Origin of the sequence: Deferrisoma camini S3R1, assembly GCF_000526155.1 — a bacterium.
GTDB classification, from domain to species: Bacteria; Desulfobacterota; Deferrisomatia; order Deferrisomatales; family Deferrisomataceae; genus Deferrisoma; species Deferrisoma camini.
Genome location: NZ_JAFN01000001.1, coordinates 453,205 through 476,481 on the forward strand (window position 1 = coordinate 453,205; position 23,277 = coordinate 476,481).

General features: G+C 72.1%; 21 protein-coding genes and 4 tRNA genes. 18 read left to right on the forward strand and 7 right to left on the reverse strand.

Annotated elements, in window-relative coordinates; translation table 11 throughout:
* Position 1 precedes the first annotated feature (1 nt).
* The 3 genes from DEFCA_RS0101935 to DEFCA_RS0101945 are packed head-to-tail and all read right to left on the reverse strand — an operon-like array spanning position 2 to position 1,910.
* On the reverse strand, positions 2–487 hold the full coding sequence (locus tag DEFCA_RS0101935) for a CYTH domain-containing protein (RefSeq protein WP_051463177.1): 486 nt from the start codon (positions 485–487) through the stop codon (positions 2–4).
* Positions 484–1,353 carry a DUF1848 domain-containing protein gene (locus tag DEFCA_RS0101940; RefSeq protein ID WP_025321368.1) on the reverse strand — a complete coding sequence of 290 codons (870 nt, stop codon included), beginning with the start codon at positions 1,351–1,353 and terminating at the stop codon, positions 484–486. Before DEFCA_RS0101940 ends, DEFCA_RS0101935 begins: the two co-directional genes overlap by 4 nt.
* The gene (locus DEFCA_RS0101945) at positions 1,350–1,910 is read right to left on the reverse strand and encodes a CPBP family intramembrane glutamic endopeptidase (RefSeq protein WP_169709406.1); all 561 of its coding nucleotides are present in this window, start codon (positions 1,908–1,910) and stop codon (positions 1,350–1,352) included. Before DEFCA_RS0101945 ends, DEFCA_RS0101940 begins: the two co-directional genes overlap by 4 nt.
* A gap of 138 nt (positions 1,911–2,048) precedes the next feature.
* On the opposite strand from DEFCA_RS0101945, the gene DEFCA_RS20155 reads away from it, so the two are divergent.
* The 14 genes from DEFCA_RS20155 to DEFCA_RS0102015 all read left to right on the forward strand — a co-directional run bounded on the left by DEFCA_RS20155 (position 2,049) and on the right by DEFCA_RS0102015 (position 18,376).
* Positions 2,049–2,450 carry a YkgJ family cysteine cluster protein gene (locus DEFCA_RS20155; RefSeq protein WP_025321370.1) on the forward strand — a complete coding sequence of 134 codons (402 nt, stop codon included), beginning with the start codon at positions 2,049–2,051 and terminating at the stop codon, positions 2,448–2,450.
* Positions 2,451–2,477: 27 nt separating this feature from the next.
* Positions 2,478–3,167 (forward strand): 4Fe-4S double cluster binding domain-containing protein, encoded by a 690-nt coding sequence (locus tag DEFCA_RS0101955; protein ID WP_029733398.1) that lies wholly within the window; start codon positions 2,478–2,480, stop codon positions 3,165–3,167.
* 793 nt (positions 3,168–3,960) lie between these two features.
* On the forward strand, positions 3,961–5,880 hold the full coding sequence (locus tag DEFCA_RS20160; RefSeq protein WP_025321371.1) for a GGDEF domain-containing protein: 1,920 nt from the start codon (positions 3,961–3,963) through the stop codon (positions 5,878–5,880).
* Positions 5,881–6,202: 322 nt separating this feature from the next.
* Positions 6,203–7,534 (forward strand): CDP-alcohol phosphatidyltransferase family protein, encoded by a 1,332-nt coding sequence (locus DEFCA_RS0101965; RefSeq protein ID WP_025321372.1) that lies wholly within the window; start codon positions 6,203–6,205, stop codon positions 7,532–7,534.
* Positions 7,535–7,622: 88 nt separating this feature from the next.
* Entirely contained in the window at positions 7,623–8,477 is an 855-nt protein-coding gene (gene xrtA, locus DEFCA_RS0101970) for an exosortase A (RefSeq protein ID WP_025321373.1), read from the forward strand.
* A 17-nt stretch (positions 8,478–8,494) separates the two neighbouring features.
* Positions 8,495–9,136 carry an exosortase C-terminal domain/associated protein EpsI gene (locus DEFCA_RS0101975; RefSeq protein ID WP_025321374.1) on the forward strand — a complete coding sequence of 214 codons (642 nt, stop codon included), beginning with the start codon at positions 8,495–8,497 and terminating at the stop codon, positions 9,134–9,136.
* Between the two features lie 147 nt (positions 9,137–9,283).
* The gene (locus DEFCA_RS0101980) at positions 9,284–9,655 is read left to right on the forward strand and encodes a DUF1844 domain-containing protein (protein WP_025321375.1); all 372 of its coding nucleotides are present in this window, start codon (positions 9,284–9,286) and stop codon (positions 9,653–9,655) included.
* Between the two features lie 69 nt (positions 9,656–9,724).
* Positions 9,725–11,503 (forward strand): hypothetical protein, encoded by a 1,779-nt coding sequence (locus DEFCA_RS21885; RefSeq protein ID WP_025321376.1) that lies wholly within the window; start codon positions 9,725–9,727, stop codon positions 11,501–11,503.
* On the forward strand, positions 11,500–12,438 hold the full coding sequence (locus tag DEFCA_RS21890) for a DUF4388 domain-containing protein (RefSeq protein ID WP_025321377.1): 939 nt from the start codon (positions 11,500–11,502) through the stop codon (positions 12,436–12,438). Before DEFCA_RS21885 ends, DEFCA_RS21890 begins: the two co-directional genes overlap by 4 nt.
* 54 nt (positions 12,439–12,492) lie before the next feature.
* Positions 12,493–13,287 carry a dihydropteroate synthase gene (locus tag DEFCA_RS0101995; RefSeq protein ID WP_025321378.1) on the forward strand — a complete coding sequence of 265 codons (795 nt, stop codon included), beginning with the start codon at positions 12,493–12,495 and terminating at the stop codon, positions 13,285–13,287.
* 131 nt (positions 13,288–13,418) lie between these two features.
* Positions 13,419–14,840: a glucose-6-phosphate isomerase gene (locus DEFCA_RS0102000; RefSeq protein WP_025321379.1), complete on the forward strand. Its 1,422-nt coding sequence runs from the start codon at positions 13,419–13,421 to the stop codon at positions 14,838–14,840.
* Positions 14,819–15,862, forward strand: coding sequence for a Ppx/GppA phosphatase family protein (locus DEFCA_RS0102005; protein ID WP_025321380.1), 1,044 nt, complete (start codon positions 14,819–14,821; stop codon positions 15,860–15,862). Before DEFCA_RS0102000 ends, DEFCA_RS0102005 begins: the two co-directional genes overlap by 22 nt.
* Before the next feature lie 98 nt (positions 15,863–15,960).
* Positions 15,961–17,343, forward strand: coding sequence for a S41 family peptidase (locus DEFCA_RS0102010; protein ID WP_025321381.1), 1,383 nt, complete (start codon positions 15,961–15,963; stop codon positions 17,341–17,343).
* Complete coding sequence (locus DEFCA_RS0102015) at positions 17,333–18,376, forward strand: divergent polysaccharide deacetylase family protein (protein WP_169709407.1); 1,044 nt, start codon at positions 17,333–17,335, stop codon at positions 18,374–18,376. Before DEFCA_RS0102010 ends, DEFCA_RS0102015 begins: the two co-directional genes overlap by 11 nt.
* On the opposite strand, the gene amrA is transcribed toward DEFCA_RS0102015, so the two are convergent.
* Entirely contained in the window at positions 18,373–18,924 is a 552-nt protein-coding gene (gene amrA / locus DEFCA_RS0102020) for an AmmeMemoRadiSam system protein A (protein WP_025321383.1), read from the reverse strand. The genes DEFCA_RS0102015 and amrA overlap by 4 nt on opposite strands.
* A gap of 161 nt (positions 18,925–19,085) precedes the next feature.
* On the opposite strand from amrA, the gene serS reads away from it, so the two are divergent.
* Both serS and DEFCA_RS0102030 read left to right on the forward strand, forming a co-directional pair.
* The gene (serS, locus tag DEFCA_RS0102025; protein WP_025321384.1) at positions 19,086–20,363 is read left to right on the forward strand and encodes a serine--tRNA ligase; all 1,278 of its coding nucleotides are present in this window, start codon (positions 19,086–19,088) and stop codon (positions 20,361–20,363) included.
* Positions 20,364–20,371: 8 nt separating this feature from the next.
* Positions 20,372–20,459: transfer RNA gene (locus DEFCA_RS0102030), tRNA-Ser, on the forward strand.
* A gap of 272 nt (positions 20,460–20,731) precedes the next feature.
* Here DEFCA_RS0102030 and DEFCA_RS0102035 read toward each other — a convergent pair.
* The 3 genes from DEFCA_RS0102035 to DEFCA_RS0102045 form a co-directional block, all read right to left on the reverse strand.
* Positions 20,732–20,806, reverse strand: a tRNA-His gene (locus DEFCA_RS0102035).
* Between the two features lie 27 nt (positions 20,807–20,833).
* A tRNA-Arg gene (locus tag DEFCA_RS0102040) sits at positions 20,834–20,910 on the reverse strand.
* A gap of 19 nt (positions 20,911–20,929) precedes the next feature.
* Positions 20,930–21,006, reverse strand: a tRNA-Pro gene (locus DEFCA_RS0102045).
* A gap of 313 nt (positions 21,007–21,319) precedes the next feature.
* Here DEFCA_RS0102045 and DEFCA_RS0102050 point away from each other — a divergent pair.
* Entirely contained in the window at positions 21,320–22,156 is an 837-nt protein-coding gene (locus DEFCA_RS0102050) for an ATP-binding cassette domain-containing protein (RefSeq protein WP_025321385.1), read from the forward strand.
* Positions 22,157–22,198: 42 nt separating this feature from the next.
* Positions 22,199–23,086 (forward strand): branched-chain amino acid ABC transporter permease, encoded by an 888-nt coding sequence (locus DEFCA_RS0102055; RefSeq protein WP_025321386.1) that lies wholly within the window; start codon positions 22,199–22,201, stop codon positions 23,084–23,086.
* The last annotated feature ends 191 nt before the right edge of the window (positions 23,087–23,277 follow it).

Consider the following 23,277-nt stretch of genomic DNA (forward strand, 5'->3'; position numbering starts at 1 on the left):
GTCACTCCTTCGGTTCGGGGGGCGGCGGGGGGATCCGGCCGGTGCGGGCCAGGGCGGCGTTCTGGAACCGGGGATGATCCGTGACCTCCTGACCCACCCACGGAGGCAGTTCGGGGGTCTCGTCGGGGGTCCGAAGCTCCACCTCGGCCGTGACGAGGCCCCGGAACGGCTCGGCGAACACGTCCACCTCCCACACGTGGCCGCCGTGCAGAACCAGGTGGCGGGTCTTCCGGATGACGGTGGTGCCTTCGACCCGCAGCTCGATGAGCGCCCGGGCCGCCTCGGCGGGGATGCTGAGGTTCACCTCCCGTCGGGCCCGAAGCCCGGGGCCCTTCACCGTGAGGACCCCCCGCTCTCCCTCCAGCCGCACCCGGACCACCGGCTCGAACCCCAGATAGGCCTGTTCGATGCGGACCCCCCGGGGCAGGGCCGGAAGCGCCGCCGGGTTGACGAGGAACTTGCGTTCGTACTCCCATTGGATCTTCACCCCAACGCCTCCTGGGTAGGGTCGTGGGCCCGGTGCCGGGCCAAGGCCCGGTCCCTGGCGTGGGTCGCGTAGCAGTACAAGCAGCCGTGCACGCACGTGTCGTAGGCCCCGATGTCCACGGACGGGGCGCACCGGCAGGCCGTGCGCTGCCCGGGGTCTTTGGGCGCGGCCGCCTCCACGCCCCACAGGCGCCGGAGCCACCGCCCGTCGATGCAGGCGCCCGGGGGGATGCCGGCGTCCTCCAGGTCCTCACAGCAGGTGCGCATCGGGATGCCGTGGCGGGCGGCGATGCCCGCGAGGTCCCGGGTGAGCTCGGCCCCGCCTTCGGTGTGCACGCGCAGACCCGCGCGCCGGAACCGCCCCTCCGGGGCCCGGTAGGGGTCGTACAGGCTCAGGATGCACCGGTCCACCCGGCCGGAGAGCCGGCCGGCCAGGCGCTCGAAGTTGCGGCGGTGCCACGCCGGGTCGATGCCCAGCTCGGGCACGAACAGCACCGGATCGTAGCGCCAGGCCACCCGCCGGGCCCCCAGTTGCCGCGACAGCTCCTCCAGGCCGGCGAGCGCGGCCCGCAGAGGGGGGGCGTGGGGTTCGAGCTCCGGGGGGTACCCGGTGACCGTGACCAGCCAGACCGACCGGATCCCCCTGCGCTCCCACTCCCGGAGGTCCCCGAGCAGCGGGCCGGGGGTGCGGGTCCACAGAACCAGGGCGTCCATCGTGCCGGCGGGCGGGGGCCGCAGGTCCACCGTGCGAACCAGGGAAGGCCGGAACGGGTGGACCACCCGGGCGCGGCCCTGGGCCAGCCGCTGCCGGAGCCAGCCAGGGTACAGGGCCGGGACGTCGGTGCGGCGGCTGGCCGACACGATCACGGCCGCCTCCACGAAAGGAGGAGGAGCCCCACGGCGTTGACCACGAAGTGGGCCACCATGGGGGCCAGGAGCCCTCCCGTGGCCAGCGCGGCCTGGCCCAGCACCAGACCGGCCACGAACGCCCACACCCCCCAGGGCCACAGCCCGTCCCGGGGGACCCAGTGGGCGAGGCCGAACAGGGCCGACGACCCCCACAGCCCCAGATAGGGGAGGAGAATGCCCCGAAACACAAGCTCCTCGGCGAAGGCGCTCAGACCGGCCAGCAGAACGGCGTCCACAGGGTGCAGGCCCCTCACCAACCGGGCCAACAGGGCGTCGAGCCTTCGGCCCCACCGGGTGAACCGGGTGGCCGCCTGCCCGGCCGCGGTGAGCAGGGCGCCCAAGGCGAGACCCCAACCGGCCCCGGTCGACGGGGCCGACCCGAGCAGGAGGGCGCCGTGGTGGGGCTGCCCGTAGCGCACGAGCGGGGCGTGCAGGTGGGGCAGGATCAGGAGCGCCACCACCGATGCCGTGGCATAGGCAAACGCCGCCGGAGTCAAGGGGGATCTGGGGGCCACGGTGTCCAATGGATCCGCTCGGGTTCGTCCGGGTTCAAGGGAGTCGGAGAAGCGACCGAATGTACCGTTGAGCCCTGCGGGGAGCAAGCCCCTGCCCCCGCCGGAAGGAGACGCCACCCCGGGGAGCGGAGGTGCCGGGTGTTCAGATGGGTTCGGAGACGGCGGGCGGTGCGGCGACGGCGGGGAAGGGGCGCGTCGGGGTGCAGGGGGTGCGGCATCTGCTGCGACCTCTACGGCCACCAGCTTCGGGCCACCCGCGCGGACCTGGAGCGGTGGAACCGGGAGGGCCGCGCCGACCTTCTGGCCCGGGTGGGGGAGGACCAGCGAATATGGTGCGATCCCCTCACCGGGGAGCCCCTGCCGGACTGCCCCTTTCTGGAACGCACGGGCCCGGAAGAGGCCCGGTGCCGCATCCACGCGACCAAGCCCGAGGTGTGCCGCCGGTACCCGACCCCGGCCCACGGGGGCAGGTGCGTGCGCGGGGTGAAGATCGATCCGGAGCCCGGGGGCCCGACCCGTGGACCGGGCAGGCCCGAGTGAACGGCCAGCGAACGAAAGGAGGAGCCCATGGACGAGACGACATGGTTGGAGGAGACGGTTCGGGATCTGGGAGCCGACCGGGTGGGCGTGGCGGACCTGGATGCGGCCCGGGGGCTCGAGGCCCAGCCCCGGGACCTGCTGCAGCCCTATCCACGGGCGGTGGTCTACGCCGTCCGGCTCCCCGGCGCGGCCGTGGAGACCTGTCTGGAGGGACCGACGCCCGAGTACGCCCACTGCTATCGGGTGGCCAACGAGGAGTTGGACCGGATCGGGTTCGCCGTGGCCCGGGCCCTGGAGCGCAGGGGGCACCGGGCGCTCCCCCTGCCGGCCTCGCAGCTGCTGGACCGGGAGCGGCTCACGGGCCACGTGTCCTACAAGGCCCTGGCACGGCTCGCGGGGCTGGGGTGGCAGGGGAAAAGCCTGCTGCTCGTGACCCCCGAGTTCGGCCCGCGGGTGCGGCTGGGCGTGGTGCTCACCGACGCCCCGCTTCCGGCGGGGCGGCCCGTGCCCAACCGCTGCGGCTCGTGCACCGCCTGCGTCGACGCCTGCCCGGTGGGGGCGATCCGGGGCGTGGGGACCGAGGACCACTACCGGAGCCGGGAGGAGGCCGTGGAGTTGTCCCGGTGTGCGGAAGCCTGCTTCGGGTTCGCCGCGCGGCCCCACATCGAGAAGCCCATCTGCGGGGTGTGCGTGAGGGCCTGCCCCTGGGGGGCGTGAGTTCGCCCGGAGGGCTGGGAGGCTATTGACCCGGCGACAAAATGGGCCCGTTTCCTTGGAGGCGGGGCAACGGACCTGCCTCCGGCCGGGCGCGAGTGCGGCATCCGATCGCCGCGCCGTCTTATGCCGCCGCTTACCCGTCGATCCAGGCCACGATAGCGGAAACCTCGGGATCCGGCGGCGATCCGGGCGTTCGGAGGGCGCGGCGAGCTAAGGGGCCGCACCCGGCGCTCCACCAGGCCCCCACCCCGTACTCACCAAGGGGAAGGGGGCACGGGCCTGGCCATACTTTCGTTGGAATTAGTAAAAATGCGGGCTAGCGGGGCGAAAAAAATGGCCGAGGCACGGGAAAGGAGGGAAACCGTGCCCCGGCTAGAGGGGTTCGCGTCGGGTTGGGTCAGCCAGTCAGGCTCCGACGCTGTGGGTTTCGGTTCGGCCGAGGGGGGACGAAACTTTAGGCCGAAACCGAACTTTTTTTCGGAGAGGGCGGGCGCCGGGGGTCGGGATGGCATCGGCGTTGCAGAGCAGTCCCCCGAGACCCCGACCCGGTGGAGAAGAGCCCGTGTGGCCCGGCGTGGACGGCTGCGCCATCCCCCGGCGTGTTTTCACTGGGTTACCCCTGCTTGACCCCTTTTGACACACGGTTATAGAGTGCTCGGGCGGGGTTTTGGCGCAAGTCGTGGAAACGAGGCAAAAACGCCACATGAGGGAATCCTCCCTTCCCAAAATCGGGAAAATCCTTCCTCCATCCGAATGGAACCGGTTCGCGCAGACCTTCGGCAAGGTGACAGGGTTGCGGTTGTCCCTGGCGGCCGCGCCAGGGGGGATCGTGGCCGGCAGCCTGGAGGAGTTGGGGCTGCCGGGGGCCGAGGCACCGGAGGACCCGGCCCAGTGGCCGCCGTTCCTCCGGAAGATCGTGAAGCAGGCCCACGCGGGGGACGAGACCGTCCTGTTCCGGGATCCCTCCGGTCGGCTGGTGTTTGCCGGGCCGGTGACCAAGTCCTCGCGCCTGCCGGTTCTCACCCTCCTGGGAAGCCCGGCCGACGACAAGGAGACCGAGCCTCGCCGGTTGCAGGAGTGGGGAACCCTGGCCCGGCTGTGCCTGGCGGGCCTGGTGCGCGGGCATGCGGAGCGCATCGAGGCCGAGCGGGATCGCGTTCGGGCGGTCACCCTGTTCGACCTCCTGCCCGACCTGGTCCAGGCGGGGAGCGTGCTCGAGGTGTGGGGGCTCGCCCTCAGTACCTTGGGGGTCCTGTTCGAGGTGGAGAATGCGGCCGTGCTGGTGCGGGACCCCGGCGCGGAGCGCCTGCGGGTGCAAACGGCCACCGGCCCGCTGGAAAAGGCCCTGCTCACGTGGTCCGCGCCCGTGGAGGGGCCGGCCGGGTCCGAATGGATGGGGCGGCGGCCGGTTCGGATCGACGATCCCCATGAGCTCACCCGCTTGGGGTTGCCCGAGGCCGTGGAGCGCCTGGCCCTGTTCCCGGTGGGAACCGAAGACCGGCCCGCCGTGGCCCTGGCGGTGGTGAACCGGGAGCTGGACGGGGAGGAGTGGGCGCTCCTGCGGGGGTTCGGGGTGCAGCTGGGAATCGTGTTGGAGAACCGGCGTCTGCGCGAGGACGCCCAGCGCCGGCACGAGCAGGTGGCGGCCGTACGGAGCCTGTCCCAGCGGTTTCTCGGAAGCCTGGACCCCGGGGAGCTGTTCCGGGTGATCCTGGACGAGGCCCGCAAGCTCACCGGCGCGCGCAAGGGCAGCCTGATGGTTCCCGAGGAGGACGACGGGGCGCTGCGGGTGCGGGCCGCGGTGGGCATGGCGGAAAAGGTGGCCGGCCGGCTCAAGGTGAGGCCGGGGGAGGGCATCGCGGGCCGCGTGTTCGCGACGGGGGAGCCGATCATCGTGCACGACATCGAGCTGGACCCGAGGTTTCGGCGCAAGAACCGGCCCCGGTTCGACACCCGCAGTTTCTTGAGCCTCCCCATCCGCCGGAACGGCAGCACCGTGGGCGTGCTGAACCTGGCGGACAAGGCCACGGGCGAGCCGTTCTCCCCCCAGGACCTGGACGTTCTCGAGACCGTGATGGCCCAGGCCACCCTGGCCATCGAGCGCTCCACTTACTGGGCCCAGTCCCGGGAGCTGCGCCGGATCTCCATCACCGACGGCCTGACCGGGCTGTTGAACCGCCGGTACTTCCAGGAGCGCCTGGCCCAGGAGCTGGATCGGGCCTCCCGCCACAGCCACCCCTTGGCCCTGATCATGATCGATATCGATCACTTCAAGCCCTACAACGACACCAACGGTCATCCCGCCGGGGACAAGGCCTTGGTGCTGCTGGGCCGGATCCTCCGGGCCGGCGTCCGGGCCATCGACGTGGTGAGCCGGTTCGGGGGGGAGGAGTTCGCCATCATCCTGCCCGAGACCCGCAGGGCCGAGGCCCTGGAGATCGGCGAGCGGATCCGGCGGGAGGTGGAGGCGTTCTACTTCCCGGGGGAGGAGCGCCAGCCCCTGGGCCGGCTCACCGTGTCCATGGGGGTGGCCGCCTTCCCCGAGGACGCCCGGGACCTGCGGGGCCTGATCCAGCGGGCCGACCGGGCCCTGTACCTGGCGAAGGCCCGGGGCCGCAACCGCATCGAGGCCTACGCCCCCTCTCCCCCCCAACCCCAGCCCGACGCGCCGGAGCCCGCCGCGGAGAACGGCGGCTGGACCCGCGTGTTGTGAGGGGCCGTCGGCCCCCTGGCAGCGGCCACGTCGAGGCGCATCCGGCCGACGGCCGTTGCCCGTTTCGTACGTGATCCTTGCCCGCCTCCCATCCCGTCTCCCCCGCCTTTCCCCCGTCCAGCGGTTGCGCCCGACGGTCCGATTCTAGGAAGATGCGGGTCTTAGGAAGCTCCCCCAGGCCCCGCGTTCACCGAGGCCTCGGGGCGGCTCGGGAGCGCCCGGGCCGCCCGGCTGCCCGGCGGGCCGAGGGCCCGAAGACGGGGCAGGGCGAACCGCGCTGCGGCCGGGGGGTACGGCGCGGCAATCGACTCGAGGAGGACAGATGCCCCCCTACGGTCGGATCTTCCAGGAGATCGTGCTGCCGGTGGTGGTGCTCTTCGCCGTGGAGCGGTTTCTCGTGTACCGCTACATCCGCACGCCGGCGCAAAGGGCGTTCGTACGCCGCACCCGGTGGCTGCGGCCCAACAACATCAGCCGGCTGCGCTACCCCATGGGGTTCGTCACGGTGGCGCTGCTGGAGGCAGGGTGGCCCCGCGCCGCGTTCTTGTTCTTCGCGTTCTGGATGATCACCGACCTGACCGACGGGGACATCGCCCGCCGCACCGGCTTGTCGAGCGCCCGGGGGGCCACCATAGACCCCCTGTCGGACAAGCTGATGTACGCCCCCCTGCTGGTGTACTTCGCCTGGAAGGGGGTGTACTCGCCGTGGCTGGTGGCCGCGCTGCTGGGGTTCGACGCCCTGGGACAGTTCTCCCGCCGGTTTCTCGAGGAGAAGTCCGCGAATCTGTTCGGGAAGGCCAAGACCTTCCTGATCGTGGTCCTCCTGGCCGTGACCGGCGTCGAGTGGATCTACGGCCCGCTCCCCCTGCACCGGACGATCCGGCCCCTGCTCGTCATCTGCACCGGCCTGGCCTTCTGCTCCTGGGCGTTCAAGGTGGTGCCCAACTACTGGTACGCCAACATCCTGAGCCTGCTCAACCTGGTGTGCGGGCTCGGGGGGATCTGGGTGATCGTGACGGGCCGCGACCCGGTGTACGCCTTCGGGTTGGTGTTCCTGGGCCAGTTCCTCGACCTGTTCGACGGCAGAGCCGCGGAGAAGTGGGGGTCGACCCCCCGCGGAGAGATCTTCGACGACGTGGCGGACGGCACGAGCTTCGGGGTGACCGTGGGCTTGATCGTGGCCACCGCGTTCGACCGGGTGTGGCTGGGGGTGGGCTTGGGGTTCGTGCACCTGGCGGCCACGGTGTACCGCCTGATCCGGTTCGTGGTGGAGAAGCGCAAGGAGGGGGTGGCCGGGGGGGTGCACGAGTTCAGCGGGCTGCCCTCGCCGGGCGGGGCGCTGTTGGTGGGGAGCGGCTGCCTCTTGTTGCCCTCGGACGGCTGGAAGGCGGCGGTGGTCCTCGCCTCGGCCGCCCTGATGGTGTCGCGGGTGTCCTACGCCCATTTCGGCCGGGCGGTGCTCCCCCGCACGCCCAAGCTCCTGCGGGTGGGTTTTCTGGCCCTTTTCCTCCTGCTCCTGGCCCAGGGGGTGCGCACGGACGAGTACGGAGCGCCCCTGGCGATCTCGTTCGCCGCGGCCGTGATCTACGTGGCATCGCCGGTGTTTCGGCGGATCGGAGGGCGGCCGGCCCGCGAATCCCGCGGGGCGCCTTGACGGGGTTCGGCCCCACTCGGTAGGCTCGGTGTCCAACCCCTCGTGAACACAACCCGTTTCCCCGCGGACCGACATTCCAGGAGGGATCATGGCGCGCACCCGGGCGGTACCGGCCGGTCTGGACCTTGCGGTCGTCTTGGGAGCCACGGCGGTGCTCTACGCCGCGGTGATCCCCTCGATGGTCCAGGACTGGTACCTGGACGAGAACTACTCCCACGGGTTTCTCGTGCCGTTGGTGTCGTTGTACCTGCTCTGGGATCGCCGCCGGGAGGTGGCCGAGGCGGCCCGGCGGGCCCGTGGATCCTGGGCGGGGTTGGTGCTGTGCCTGGTGAGCCTGGCCCTGTTCGTGTTGGGCCGGGCCGGTGCCGAGCTGTTCCTCCAGCGCTCCAGCCTGGTGTTCCTGCTGATGGGCGCGGTGCTGTGGCTGTGGGGCTGGAGGGTGTTCGCCAAGGTTTTGTTCCCTCTGGCCTTTTTGCTGTTCATGGTTCCGCTTCCGTACCTGGTGTACGATTCCGTGGCGTTCCCCCTGAAGCTCCTCGCCGCGCGGGTGGCCACCGACAGCCTGTTTTGGCTGGGGGTGCCGGTGTTCCGCGAGGGGAACATCATCCACCTGGCCTCCCAGACCCTGGAGGTGGCGGACGCCTGCAGCGGGATCCGCAGCCTGATGAGCCTGTTGGCCCTGGGGGTCGTGTACGCGTACTTCATGAGCCGCGGTTGGTGGCGGCGGGTGCTGGTGGTGGCGGCCACTGTGCCGATCGCCATTGCGGCCAACGCTTTGCGAATCACGGGCACGGGGCTGCTCACCCACTACGTGAGCCCCGAGGCGGCCGCGGGGTTCTTCCACACCTTCTCGGGGTGGGTCGTGTTCGTGGCGGCCTTCGTCATGTTGTTCGTGGTGGGGTGGGTCCTGAACCGGATCGGTCCCCGCCGGTCCCGGCTCTGAGGCTCCCGGAGGCTTTCATGCACCGCCGAACGATCGTGTTGGTCCTGTTGGTGCTCGCCACGGCCGGCTACACCCGGTTCCTGAGCGACGTGCACGCGGTTCCCCTGCGCAAGCCGTTGACCAGCGTCCCCCTGCGGATCGGGGAGTGGACGGGGATCCCCAGCAAGCTCGAGGAACGGATCGTGCAGGTGGTGGGGGTGGAGGACTACCTCCTGCGCACGTACCGGGCGCCGGACGGGTTCTCGGTGTCGGTGTACGTGGGGTATTACGAACGACAGGGAGAGGGCGACCAGATCCACTCGCCCCGCCACTGCCTGCCCGGCGCGGGGTGGCGGCCGGTGGCCTCGCGGGTGCGGGAGTTCGAGACCCCCGGCCTGAACGGCGGTCTCACCCGGGCGAACCAGGTGATGATCCGGAAGGGGGAGGAGCGGCAGCTCGTTCTGTACTGGTACCAGAGCCGCGGCCGGAACATCACCAACGAGTACTGGGCCAAGGTATGGCTCGTGGTGGACTCGATCTTCCGGAAGCGCAACGACGGCGCCCTGTTGCGGTTCATCGCCAACGTGCCCCCGGGCACGGATCCGGAGCGGGTGGCCCAGAGGGCCGAGGGGTTCGTCCGGGAGTTCCTGCCCTTCTTGGAGGAGGCGTTCCCCACCTGAAGGCTCCGATTCTTCGGACCCGTTCCGGGGCCGGACGGCGCAATAGGCTTTTTCGCCTTCTAGCTTTCCAGCCTTCAAGGGGGCCGAAGGCCCGAGACCGACGACCAACGACTGACGACCCTCGACCGAAGTTGCTGGAGGTTGCGGATGTCGGAGGAACGCGGATTCACGGTGCGCGATCGGCGGCGCATGAGGCCGGACGCGGGGGCGTCCGAGGCCCCCGGCACGCAGACCCCGAAGGGGGCGGACAGGCCCAAGACCTCCCTGCCGCCGGTGGATTTCACCGGGTTCGTGGTGGGGCTGGCCCAGATGGCGCTCGTTCACCTGGGAGAGGTGGCAGACCCGGCCACGGGCGAGGTGAGGCCGGACCTGGAGCAAGCCCGCCACACCATCGACATCCTGGACATGCTCCAGGAGAAGACCCGCGGCAACCTGACCCCGGACGAGGCAACGCTCCTGCGTACGGTGAGCGCGGATCTCAAGCTCAAGTTCGTGCGGGCCTCCCGTGGACGCGACTAGGAACCCGGCGGCAAGACGGGTGCGTTTTCGCAGCCGGGCCGGGGAGCCGAAGCCCGGCGGGAAAGGGGGGTGGCCATCCGGCGGGTAGCGCTGGCCCTGGTCGTGCTCGCCGTGGCCGCGGGGGCTGCGGCGGCCATGCCGCCGGGATGGCGGGAGGCGGCCCGATCCGACCGGGCCCGGGAGGCGGTGCGGGCGTGGATGGCCCGGGAAAAGGTGGAGAGTCTGGCCCCGGACCTGGTGCCGGTGGCCCTGCGTTTTCTGCGCGAGGCCCGGTCGGCATCGGTCCCGGAAGAGGCCCGGGTGTGGGCGGAGCTGGCCGCCGAGGCCGCCCCCGACGACCCCCGGCCCCGGTGGGCCCTGGCCCGGCAGGCGGGCGTTCCCTGGCCGGACCGGGTCCGGCACGCGGCCGAGGCGGCGTGGGCGGTGATCCTCGATCCCTGGGTCCAGGGCCAGGGGATCGCCCGCCTGGCGCTGGCGGCGGCAGGGGCGGGGTGGGCGGTGCTGCTGGCCTTCGGGGCCTGGGCCCTGGCGGCCCGGGGGCGGCTCCTGGCCCACGACTACACGGACGCTTTCCCCTGGAGGTTCCGAACCTGGACGCCGGTGGGGTTCCTGGTGCTCCTGGCCGGTGCGGCGTGGTCCGCGGGGTTCGGCCCGGCGGCGGTTCTGGGAGCCCTCACCGCAACCCTGGTCCCCTACCTGCCCCGCCGCGGGAGGATGTGGGGAGGCCTGGCCCTGGCCGTGGGGTTCGGGCTGCCGGCGATCCTGGGGCTGGGGGCGTACCGGCCCGCGGCCTGCCAGGAGGCGTGGGTCCAGTACCTGGTGCGCAACGGCGCGGGGCCCCGGGCGTTGGCCGAGGCCCTGGGCGGGATCGGGGCCGACGACTCCCCCCGGCGGCTGCTGGCCCTCCACGTCAGGGCCCGGCGCGCCGGGGCCTGGGCCGAGGCGGTACGCCTGGGCGAACGGGCCCTGGCCTCCGGCGGGGATCCAGGGTTCTGGCAGCTCGAGCTGGGCAACCTGGCGTTCCTCCGGGGCGATCTGGAGCAGGCCGAGCGGCGGTTCCGGGCCGCCGCCCAGGCCCGACCGGACGACCCCCTGCCCTGGTACAATCTCCACCTGGTGTATCTGGCCAATCTGGAGCTGACCGCGGCCGATGAGGCCCTGGCCCAGGCGCGCAGCCTGGGAGCCGAGGCGGTCGAGCGGTTCGAGGCCCAGGGATCCGCCGGCCAGGGAAAGGCCCTGCCCGGGTCGGCCCCCCTTCCCCGTTCCTGGGTGGTCTCCCCCTTGCTCCGCCCCGGCCCCCCTGCGGCATGGGCCGGGGCGACCTCGGATCTGCTGTTCTGGCCGTGGCGGGGGATTCCCGCCTGGCCCCTGGGCCTCGTCGGCCTGGCCATCGCCCTAGGGGCCGGCCGGCTGGCCGGGGAGCGACGCAGCCGGGTGTGCCCCGGATGCGGCGTGGTGGTGTGCCCCCGGTGCGGGTACCGGGTGAAGGGAACGCCCCTTTGCGCCGCGTGCTGGGCCTTGGACCGCGACGAGTCGGTGGACCCCACCGAGCGGCAACGGGTCCGGGAGCGCAAGGCCTGGTGGGCCCGCCGGTCGGCCGCTTGGGCCCGGGCGGGCGAGGCCCTGCTGCCCGGGTGGGGACGTTTTCTGGTCCAGGGCGGTTGGGGCGCCGCGGTCACGGGCGCCGTGTGGGCGGGGGTGGCGGGGCTGTGTCTGGCGGCGGCCGCGCCCGTGCCCCTGTTTCCCTGGGGCGCGGGGCGGGGGCTGCTCTGGACGGGGGTGACGGGGCTGGGCCTGCTGCACCTCGGGGCGTTGGTGCGGGCGCTTCGGGGGAGGAGAGGGGGATGAGCCTCCAGGGGACCCTTGACTCGTTCAACCTGTCGGAGCTGCTCCAGCTCATCGCCCACCAGGGCAAGACCGGCACCCTGGAGATCGAGGTGGACCGGTCCGTGGCCCGATTGAGGTTCCGGGACGGGCGGCTGGTGGAGGCGTGGCCCGATCGCCGCAGTCCGGCAGAGCTGATCGGAGCACGGCTGGTCCGGGCGGGGCTGATCACCCCGGCCCAGCTGGGCATGGCCCTGGAACGCCAGCGTCAGAGCCTGCGCAGGCTCGGGGACATCCTGGTGTCCATGGGGGTGCTGCGGCTGGGTGAGTTTCGGGAGGTGCTGACCCTCCAGCACCGGGAGACGGTGTACCGCCTGCTGGGCCTCAACCGGGGCTCGTTCCGGTTCCGCGACGAGCCGGTGGAGCTGGAGGAGGGGGTGTCGGTGCCCCTGGACGTGGGCGAGCTCCTGATGGAGGGGTTCCGTCAGATCGACGAATGGCCCCGGCTGCAGGAGAAGATCCCCTCGGACCGGATGGTCCTCGTCCGACGCGCCGGGGGCGGGCTGCCCGAGGATCTGGACCCGGTGGCCGTCAAGGTGTTGTCCCTCGTGGACGGGGTCGCGAGCGTGCGCGAGATCGTGGACCGGGCCCGGGTGGGGGAGTTCCGGGGGATGGAGGCCCTGGCCGAGCTGATGGACCGGGGCCTGGTGCAGCCGGCCGGGGTGTCTCGGTCCGTGCGGGCCAAGAAGCCCCGCCTCCGGCGCCGGCCGCCGTGGGACCTGGCGGGCGGCCTCGTGCTGGCCGCGGCCGGCCTGTGGCTGCTATGGAGCGCCGGTCCCCACCGGCTCTCCGAGGTCGGCCGGGGGTGGGAGCGGCGCCAAGAGGTTCGCTCCGTGTGGGCGGAGCGCGTGGCCCGGTGGAACCGGGAGCCGTCCGAGCCGCCGCCGAAGGGCCGGTGAGCGCTCCGAGGGGACCGGTTTTCCCGACGCTGCGAGCATCCGAGACATCCTGCCATGGTGATCATCGCCGAGAACCTGACCGTGACGCATGCGGGCGTGGCCCGCGCCCTGGCCGAGCGCGATCCCGGCCCCCTGCGCGCCCTGGCCCGGGCCGCGGGGGAGGCCGGGGCCTCCTGGCTGGACCTGAACCTGGGCCGCTCCGCCGGCCGGGAGGAGGTGCGGTTCGTGCTGGACGCCATCGCCGGGGTGTGGTCCGGCGGTGTCCTGGTGGACGCGACCCGCCCCGAACCCATGGCCTGGGCGGCCGAGGCGTGGTCGGGTCCCCTTGCCCTCAACGGCTACTCGGGCGACCCGGGGCGCGAGGGCATCCTAGACCTGGCCGCGCAGCTGGGGGTGGACCTGGTGGTCTTCTGCATGGCCTCCGGCGTCCCGCGCGAGGCGGACGAGCGGTTGGCGTTGGCGGCCGAGCTGGTGGGGCGGTGCGAGGCCGCCGGGGTGCCGCTGGAGCGGATCTGGATCGACCCGGTCCTGGTCCCCCTGGGCTGGCAGGAGGGGCAGGCGTACAACGCCGCCCTGATCGAAGTGCTTCGGCGGCTTCCCGAGGTGTTCGGGGCGCCGGTGAACACGGTGGTGGGGTTGTCGAACCTGACCACAGGGGCCGCCGGCGGCCGCGGGACCGGCTGGCTGCAGGGGGTGTTCCTGGCCGCGGCCGCCGGAGCGGGCCTGACCCACGTCATGCTCGACGCAACCCGGCCCGATCTGGTGCGCACCGTGGCCGCCCTCGAGGTGCTCCAGAACCGGCGCCTGTACGCCCCCGAGGAGTTTCGGGTTCCACCGGGCACCCCCTGACCCCCGAGACGGTTCCCCGGGGGCGGCCCCTCCGGCGGTGCCGGTACCCGGAGCCCGTCCACCGGGGGGCTTCCCGCGGGTGGACCGTCGGGTGCAAAATGTTCATCCCTTCGTCCGAGAAAGGAACGCCGATGAGCGAGTCGTCCGTCCAGACGGTGACCCTCCACTACGCCAACGCGCTCGCCGACCGGGTGGGCCCGGCCGGGCTCACCCCGGCCGACCTGGAGGCCCAGGCCGGGGCCGTGGCCCGCGTGCACCGCGACATCAACGAGCGCCGAACCGCCGGGGATCTGGGGTTCTACGAGTTGCCCCACCGCACCGACGGCCTGGAGGCGAGCCAGGCCATGGCCCGGCAGGTCGGGGAGAGTTGCGAGAACCTGCTCGTCCTGGGAATCGGGGGGAGCGCCCTGGGCACCCTGGCGGTCCACCGGGCCCTGTGCCCGGCCCTGCACAACCTGTGGCCCCGGCGCCGGCGCGGGGGCATGCGGCTGTTCGTGTGCGACAACGTGGACCCCGAGACGATCGCCGAGTTGCTGGAGTGGCTCGACCCCAACGAAACCGCGGTGAACGTGATCTCCAAGTCCGGCGGCACGGCCGAGACCCTGGCCCAGTTCCTGCGGGTGTACGGGTGGCTCCGGGACGCCCTGGGCCCCGATGCGGCCCGGCGGCGGGTGGTGGTGACCACCGATCCGGACAAGGGGTTCCTGCGGCGCCTGGCCCGGCAGGAGGGCCTGCCGGCCCTGGACGTGCCCCCCAACGTGGGGGGGCGGTTCTCGGTGCTCACCCCGGTGGGGCTGTTCCCCCTGGCCTGCGCGGGGGTCGACGTGGAGGGCCTGCTGGCGGGGGCCGCGCACATGGAATCCCACGTGTCCCGGCCCGACCTGTGGGAGAACCCCGCCTACCTGTTCGGGCTGATCCACGTGCTGTTCTACCGCCGGGGGCGCAACGTGAACGTGATGATGCCCTACAGCGACGCCCTTCGGGACGTGGCCGACTGGTTCCGTCAGCTCTGGGCCGAGAGCCTGGGCAAGCGTTACGCCCTCGACGGGGGGGAGGTGTTCGTGGGGCCGACCCCGGTCAAGGCGCTGGGAACCACCGACCAGCACAGCCAGGTGCAGCTGTACATGGAGGGCCCTCCGGACAAGGTCATCACGTTCCTCGAGGTGGCACACCCCCGCCGGGAGGTCCGCTGCCCGCCGCTGTTCCCCGAGGCCGAGGAAGCGGCGTACCTGGGGGGGAAGACCCTGGGGGAGCTGCTGGGGGCCGAAAAACGCGCCACCGAGGCGGCCCTGACCGAGAACGGACGGCCCAACCTGACCCTGGCCCTCGACCGGGTCGACGCCCACCAGGTGGGCCAGGTGCTGTTCCTGCTGGAGGCGGCCACCGTGTTCGCCGGGGGCCTCCTGGGGATCAACCCCCTGGACCAGCCGGGAGTGGAGCTCGGCAAACGCCTGACCTTCGCCCTCATGGGCCGGCCAGGGTACGGGGACCTGGCCGGACGGGTGGGGGAGCTGTCGGATCCGGATCCCCGGTGGAGGTGCCCCCGGCCGTGACCCTGTGGGCCTCGGCAGACCTGGGCTCCAACACCTTCCGCCTCCTGGTGGCCGAGGAGGTGCGACCCGGGGTGGTGCGGCCGGCCGAGCTGCGGCAGCGGGTGGTGCGGCTGGCCGAGGGCCTTCGGCCGGGGGGCGCGATCCAGCCGAGGGCCCGGGCCCGGGCCGAGGCCCTGCTCGGTGAGTTCCGGCGGCACCTGGACGCCCGGGGGGTGGAGCACCGGGTGGGGTTCCTGGCGGCCGCCGGCCGCAACGCCGTGGACGGGCAGGAGTTTGCGGCCCGGGCCGGGGAGATCCTGGGGGGCCCGGTCCGGATCGTCTCGGGCGGCGAGGAGGCCCGCCTGTCGCTGCGGGGGGCCCTGGGGCTGCTCGCCCGGCCCGCGTCACGGGTGCTGTTCCTGGACATCGGGGGCGGGTCCACCGAGGTGGCGGCCTGGGAGGGGGACGCCCCGACCGGAGGGGTGAGCCTCCCGGTGGGGGTGGTGGGGCTCTGGGAGGCCCGGACCTGGGCCGACCCCCCCGGCCCGGGGGACCTCGGGGCCGCCCGGGCCGCCTGCCGGGCCGCCTGGGAGCGGCTCGGGCCGGCGTTCGATCCCTGCCGGTGGGCGGACGACCTGGGGAGCGGTCGGGCCGAGGTGGTGGCCACGGCCGGCACCCCCCTGACCGTGGCGGCCCAGGTCACCGGCCGGCCGGTGAGCCAGACCCGCGGGCTCTCGGGGGTGTGGGTGGAGCGGCGCGGGTTCGACGAGGTGTTCCGGGCGTTCCGTACCTGCCGCCGGGCGGATCGGGCGCGGCTCCCGAGCGTGGAGCCGGGCCGGGAGGACGTGATCCTGCCCGGCCTGGTGCTGTTGGAGACGTTTTTGGACCGGTTCTCGGCCCCGGGCTTTCGGGTGAGCGACGGCGGCCTGCTGGAGGGGGGCCTTCTCCACGCCGTGGAGCAGGCCCGGGGAGCGGCCCGCCTGGAGCCGTACGCGGCCCTCCAGCAGACCCCGTGTCCCCCGGAGCTTTGGCGTGGATCGTGAGCCCCCGGCCGCCTAGCGGGCCGAAGGCCCCAGACCGACGACCGTTGACCGTAGACCGACGACCGAAGTTGCGAAGTTACATGGAAGGAACGAAGGACATGATGGGTTGGAAGCGTGGGGGAGTTCCCGTGGTGTGGGCGGCGGCCCTCGTGGTGGTGGGCGTGCTCGTGTCCGGAGCCCTGTGGGCCCGGCCGCCCGAGGTCCCCCCGGAGGAGCGCGACGAGCTGTACCAGCGGCTCAAGATCCTCGCCGAGGCCATGGACGTGGTGCAGCGGAACTACGTGGAGCCCGTGAGCCCCAAGGACCTGGTGTACGGCGCGGTGGAGGGCATCGTGGCCCGGCTCGACCCCCACTCGTCCTTCCTGACCCCTGAGATGTTCCAGGAGATGCAGGTGGAGACCGAGGGGACGTTCGGGGGCCTGGGCATCGAGATCACGGTGCGCGACGGCCGGCTGACCGTGGTGAGCCCCATCGAGGACACCCCGGCCGCCCGGGCGGGGATCCAGGCCGGCGACGTGATCGTGAAGATCGAGGACGAGCCCACCCAGGACATGGACCTCATGGAGGCCGTCCGGCGGATGCGGGGGCCCAAGGGGACCCGCATCACCATCTACATCCTGCGCAAAGGATGGGACAAGCCCAAGGCCTTCACCCTGACCCGGGACGTGATCCGGATCAAGAGCGTCAGGGCCCGGAGGGTGGGCGACGTGGGCGTCATCCGGCTCGCCCAGTTCCAGCAGGCCACCCACCGGGAGGTGGCCGACGCCCTGGACCGGTTCCGGAAGGAGGGAGGGCTGGCAGGGCTGGTGCTCGATCTGCGCAACAACCCGGGGGGGCTCCTGGACCAGGCGGTGAAGGTGGCCGACCTGTTCCTCCGGAAGGGCACTGTGGTCTCCACCAAGGGCCGCGACCCCGAGCAGGAGGTGGTGTACACGGCCCGGGACGACGGCACCGAGCCGGACCTGCCCCTGGTGGTACTGGTGAACGGGGGCACGGCCTCGGCCTCCGAGATCGTGGCCGGAGCCCTGCAGGACCACCACCGCGCCCTGATCCTGGGAGAGCGGACCTTTGGGAAGGGCAGCGTCCAGACGATCCTGCCCCTCTCGGACGGCTCGGGGCTTCGGATCACCACGGCCCTGTACTACACCCCCTCGGGCCGAACCATCCAGGCCCGGGGCATCGAGCCCGACGTGCGGGTGGCCGCCGGGCCGGGGGATCCGGAGCAGCCGCCGCCCGAACGGGCCCACGCCCAGGTGCGTGAGGAGGACCTGAAGGGCCACTTCGAGCCCCACGAAGGCGAGGCGGCCGAGCCCGCCGCCAAGCCCGAGGGCGAGAAGCCCGCCGAGGAGGAGGCGGATCTGACCCAGGACCGGCAGCTGCAGCGGGCGGTCCAGATCCTCCACGCCCTGAAGGTGTTCGGTCTGGGGCAGACCGCCGGGGCCGAGTCCCAGGCCGACGACGACGTCTCCCATGCCCCGTAGGGCCGAACGGAAGGCGCCCCGAACCCGCAGGTGGGTATGGGTGGGGGCGTGGCTCGCGTGCATCGCCCTGGTGGCGCTGGCCTACCTGCTGGGCCGCCGGGCGGCCCAGCAGCCCCCCTCGCCCCCGCCGCCGGCCCTCACCGCGCTCCAGGACCTCCTCGGCCCCCTCGAGGGCCCGTCGGCCGAGATCCGGGTGGCCGACGCGGCCGCGGCCGCAGCGTTCGTGGACGAGCTTCGCCAGGCCGCCCGGCGCGACGGGGTGCCCGTGGCCGGGGAGTCCCGCGGCCCCTCCCGCATCCGGGTGCGCCTCGACCTGCCCGGCGGCCCCTACCCGGTGGTGGTGCGATGGGCCCGTCCGCCTGCCGAGGCCCCGCGGCTCGCCGTGGTGATCGACGATATGGGCCGGAACCTCGAACGGGCCCGGGCGTTCCTAGACCTGCCGATCCCGGTGACCCCCTCGGTGCTGCCGTACCTCAAGCACAGCGCGGACGTGGCCCGCCTGGCCACGGCCCGGGGCCGGGTGGTGCTGCTGCACCTACCCATGGAGCCGCGCGGCTACCCCCGGCGGGCCGATCCCGGCCCCCACGCCCTCATGGTGGGCCTGCCGGAGGCCGAGGTGCGCGCCCGGGTTCGGCAGGCCCTGGAGTCGGTGCCCGGGGTGAGAGGGGTGAACAACCACATGGGCAGCCGGTTCACCGAGCAGTCGGAGCCCCTGGCATGGGTGATGGACGAGCTGGCCAGCCGGGGGCTCTTCTTCCTGGACAGCCTCACCACGGCGCGCAGCGTGGCGTTCGAGGCGGCCCGGCGGGCCGGGGTTCCGGCCCTGCGGCGGGACGTGTTCATCGATAACGAGCGCACCTCCGAGGCCATCGGCCGGCAGCTCGAGCGGGCCGTGGCCCGGGCCCTGCGCACCGGCCGGGCCGTGGCCATCGGACACCCCTACCCGGTCACCCTGAAGACCCTGCGGGCCTGGGCCCCCCGGTTCGGCGAGGCCGGGGTGCGGGTGGTGCCCCTCGAGGCGCTCCTGCCCTAGCCCCCTTCCTCCCCGAACACCTCGGCCTCGAACACGTAGATCTCGGCGCCGGAGCGCCAGGCCTTCTGTGGAAGGCCGGCCTTGAGGCAGGTGTGGTCCAGGAACGTCTCCCGGTCCCACCCCTGCTCCACGGCCACCTGGGGCAGCAGCACCCCCCGGTGGGGGCCGTGGACGATGTACACCCCGTGCCGGCCCACCTCCACCTCCTGGGGCGATTCCACCCGCCTCATCGGGGTGAGCACGCTGATCTCCAGGTCGATCCGGTCGAACTCGTCGGGCCGCAGGGGCGGGAACCGGGGGTCTTCGAACGCGGCGGCCCGGGCCATCTCGACCACGTTTCGGTACAGGGGGCGGTCCGCCTGAAACGTGCCGATGCAACCCCGCAGGGCCCCGGCCTCGTGCAGGGTCACGAACGCCCCGGCCGGCTCCCGTAGGGAGGGCCGACGCGGCACCGGCGGGACGTACCGCCGGCCCCGGAGCCCCTCGCGGATCGACTGCCTCGCGATGGTGAGCAGCTCGTTTCGAGCCTCGTCGTCGAGCCGTGCCATGGGATTCCCCTCCTGGCAAAGGAACGGTCGGGCTTCACTGTGGGCCGGATCGGGCCGATGTCAAGGCCGTGCGTTGACGCCCCTCAGAGGGGCTCCCTATAATCCGACCCCCACGGCCGGTGGGCCGGTCCCCTGGATCCCGTCTCGAAGGAGCCGCTCCCATGCTTTCGATTCGCACCCTGCGTGAGCAGACCGACCGGGTACGGAAAGCCCTGGCCGACCGGGGCGCCGAAGTGGACCTGGACCGGATCCTCAGGCTGGACGAACGCCGTCGGGAGATCTTGCGGGAACTCGAGGCCCTGCGCAACCGGCGCAACGAGGCCTCGAAGGAGGTGGGCCGGATCAAGCGGCAGGGCGGGGACGCCTCGGCCATCATGGCCGAGATGCGGGAGGTGGGGACGAGGATCAAGGCCCTGGAGGCCGAGCAGCGGGAGGTGGAGCCCCAGCTCCAGGACCTGCTGCTTCGGGTGCCCAACGTGCCCCACGAGTCCGTGCCCGTGGGCCAGACCGAGGACGACAACCCGGTCGTGCGCACCTGGGGCGAGCCCCCGTCGTTCGACTTCGAGCCCCTCCCCCACTGGGAGCTGGGGGAGCGGCTGGGCATCCTGGACTTCGAGCGGGCCGCCAAGATCGCCGGGGCCCGGTTCGTGGTGCTCAAGGGGCTGGGGTCGCGGCTGGAGCGGGCGCTGATCCAGTTCATGCTCGACCTCCACACCGAAGAGCACGGCTACACCGAGGTGTGGCCGCCGTTCATGGTGAACTCGACCGCCATGACCGGCACGGGGCAGCTGCCCAAGTTCGAGGAGGACCTGTTTCACCTCACCGGCACCGACTACTACCTCGTGCCCACCGCCGAGGTGCCGGTCACCAACCTCCACGCCGGCGAGATCCTGAACGAAGGATCCCTGCCCACCTCCTACACCGCCTACACCCCCTGCTTCCGGGCCGAGGCCGGGGCCTACGGCAAGGACACCCGGGGGATGATCCGCCAGCACCAGTTCGACAAGGTGGAGCTGGTGAAGTTCGCCCATCCCGACCGCTCCTACGACGAGCTGGAGGCCCTCACCCGCAACGCCGAGGAGGTGCTCCGGCGGCTGGGGCTGCCGTACCGGGTGGTCACCCTGTGCACCGGCGATCTGGGGTTCTCGGCGGCCAAGACCTACGACCTCGAGGTGTGGCTGCCGGGCCAGGGTCGGTACCGGGAGATCAGCTCCTGCTCCAACTTCGAGGACTTCCAAGCCCGACGGGCGAACATCCGGTTCCGGCCCAAGGGCGGAAGGGGCACCCGGCTCGTGCACACCCTGAACGGCTCGGGCCTGGCCGTGGGCCGCACCCTGGTGGCCATCCTCGAAAACTACCAACAACCCGACGGCTCCGTGGTCGTTCCCGAGGCCCTTCGCCCCTACGTAAAGGCCGACCGGATCGAAGCGGCCGTCTGAAATCCCCCGGAGGGGTGGCCGAGCGGTTTAAGGCAGCGGTCTTGAAAACCGCCGGGGTGCAAGCCCCCGTGGGTTCGAATCCCACCCCCTCCGCCACGAGAACGGACCGGCCCTGGGCGGGCCGGATGGAGCGGGCAGCCGGCGTTGGGGCCGGCTGTTTTCGTAAGGGGAGGGGGTGGGTGAGAACCCACGGCTGGGTTCGACGGATCCGCAGGAGAGCGGATCCGGACGCTCCGAAGGAGCGCCCGAAGGGCGAGGCCCAGGGAGGGGCCGAGTCCATCCCACCCCCTCCGCCACGAGAACGGACCGGCCCTGGGCGGGCCGGACGAAGAAAGGGCTTGCGGCCGAAACCGCAAGCCCTCGATTTTTGGGGTGAGTGATGGGATTTGAACCCACAACCACCGGATCCACAGTCCGGTGCTCTACCATTGAGCTACACTCACCACGCTCTCAGGTTGTGAATCGTCGAGTGGCACGCCCGGAGGGACTCGAACCCCCGACCCGCGGCTTAGAAGGCCGCTGCTCTATCCAGCTGAGCTACAGGCGCATCGGCGTTGGTGGCTGCTTGGTCGGGGCGAGAAGATTCGAACTTCCGACCCCCTGCGCCCAAGGCAGGTGCGCTACCAGACTGCGCCACGCCCCGACAAGGGGCGAGATGCTACCACAGCCTCCGGCCCCGGCTCAACGCCAAAAGAGCGTCCTTTTTCGGCCCCCGCCCCCGTCCGTGCCACCCGGCCGGATTCCCCTGCTGCGGCGCCCGAAAAATCGCTGCCCGTCGTCCGGCGAGGCCCCGGGAAAGAGGTGCAGGCAAACTGCGTTTGTTGGGCGTTGACTTGGGAAGGCTTTTTCTCTAAGGTCTCATGGAGCGACGATTTGTCGCCGGGGTGTCAGTGCTCTGTGCTTAGAACGCATTTTTGTTCGATCCTGACTCGGAACGGGAGGAGGGGTTGGCCGAGATCCTGCGGGTGGAGAACGTGTCCCTGGCGTTCGGCGGGCTCCAGGTGCTTGACGACGTGGGGTTCTCCGTGGAGGAGGGCAGGATCACCTCCGTGGTGGGGCCCAACGGCGCCGGCAAGACGAGCCTGTTCAACGTGATCGGGGGGTTCTACCGGCCGGACCGGGGACGGGTGTGGTTCGACGGCCGCGACATCACCCGTTTGCCCCCCCACCGCCGCGCCGCCCTGGGGCTGGGCCGCACGTTCCAGAACATCGCCCTGTACCGGGGCCTGAGCGCCCTCGATAACATCAAGCTCGGCGCCCATCCCCACGTGCGCTCGGGCATCCTGGCCTGCGGGTTCCGGCTGCCCCGGGCCCGGCAGGAGGAGCTGGAGCTGCGCGAGCGGGTGGAGCGGGAGGTGATCGACTTCCTGGAGATCGAGCACGTGCGGGGTGTGCCCGTGGCCTCGCTGCCGTACGGCCTGCAGAAGAGGGTGGAGCTGGCCCGGGCCCTGGCCCTTCGGCCCCGGCTGCTCCTCCTTGACGAGCCCGTGGCCGGCATGAACCGGGAGGAGACCGAGGACATGGCCCGGTTCGTGCTCGACCTGGTGGAGGAGCGGGGCATCACCGTGCTCCTGGTGGAGCACGACATGGGGGTGGTGATGGACCTGTCGGACCACGTGGTGGTCCTGAACTTCGGACGGGTGATCGCCCAGGGCCGGCCGGCGGAGGTGGCCGAGCACCCCGAGGTGATCCGGGCCTACCTGGGGACCCGCCGGGAGGGAGATCCATCAGGCCCCCCGCTCCCGGGTTCGGCAGAGCCACTTGCCCGGGGGCCAGGAGACCGAAGACCGTAGACCGACGACCGGAGACCGAAGTTACATGGAAGGGGCTGGGACGTGGACTTCCTGATCCAGCTTCTCGTGAGCGGGGTGGCCGTGGGGGGGGTGTACGCCCTGGTGGGGCTGGGGTTCGTGGCCATCTTCAAGGCCACGGGCATCCTCAACTTCGCCACGGGCGAGTTCATGATGATCGGCGCCTACTTCGGGTACACGGCCCTGGTGGGCCTGCACCTGCCGTTCTGGGCCGCCCTGCTCGTGGCCCTGGCCGGGGCGGCGGCCGTGGCCCTGGTGGTGGAGCGAGCCCTGCTCCGGCCCCTGTTCGGCCAACCCACCATCACCGTGGTCATGGTGACCCTGGGCCTCTCGAGCATCCTCAAGGGGCTCGCGCAGATCATCTGGACCGCCGAGTTCCGCAGCTTTCCCCGCATCTTCCCCCGAAAGCCCGTGTTCCTGGGGCCGGCCGTGGTGCCGAGCCGGCTGTTCTACGGGTTCCTGATCGCCCTGGCCGCGGTGGCCGTGCTGGCCGCGTTCTTCCGGTACGCCCGGGCGGGGGTGGCCATGCGGGCCACGGCCTCGGACCAGGGCGCGGCCTACTCCCTGGGGGTGGACATCCGGCGCATGTTCGGCCTGGCCTGGGGCATCGGGGCGGCCGCGGCGGCCCTGGGGGGGGTGGTGGTGGGGGCGATCGGCGGCATCAGCCCCCAGTTGGGGGCCTTGGGGCTCAAGGTGTTCCCGGTGGTGATCCTGGGGGGGCTCGACAGCGTGGCCGGGGCGATCGTGGGGGGGATCCTGATCGGGGTCCTCGAGAACCTGGCCGGGGGATACCTGGACCCCTACGTGCCCGGGGGGTCGGTGAAGGAGGTGGTCCCGTTCCTGGTGCTGCTGCTGATCCTGCTGGTGCGGCCCTACGGCCTGTTCGGCACCCGCGAGATCGAACGAGTCTAAAGGCAGTGACGAGTGATCGGTGACGGGTGACGGCCCGGCCACCCCCCCTACGATTCACGATTTACGATTCACGGCCGTTCAGATTCACGGCCGTCCAACGGTGACGGGCGACGAGGCCGAGACGGGAGACGAACCCGGTGAGACGCTTTCCAGCCTTCCAGCCTTCTGGCCTTCCAGCTTTCTAGCCGGGT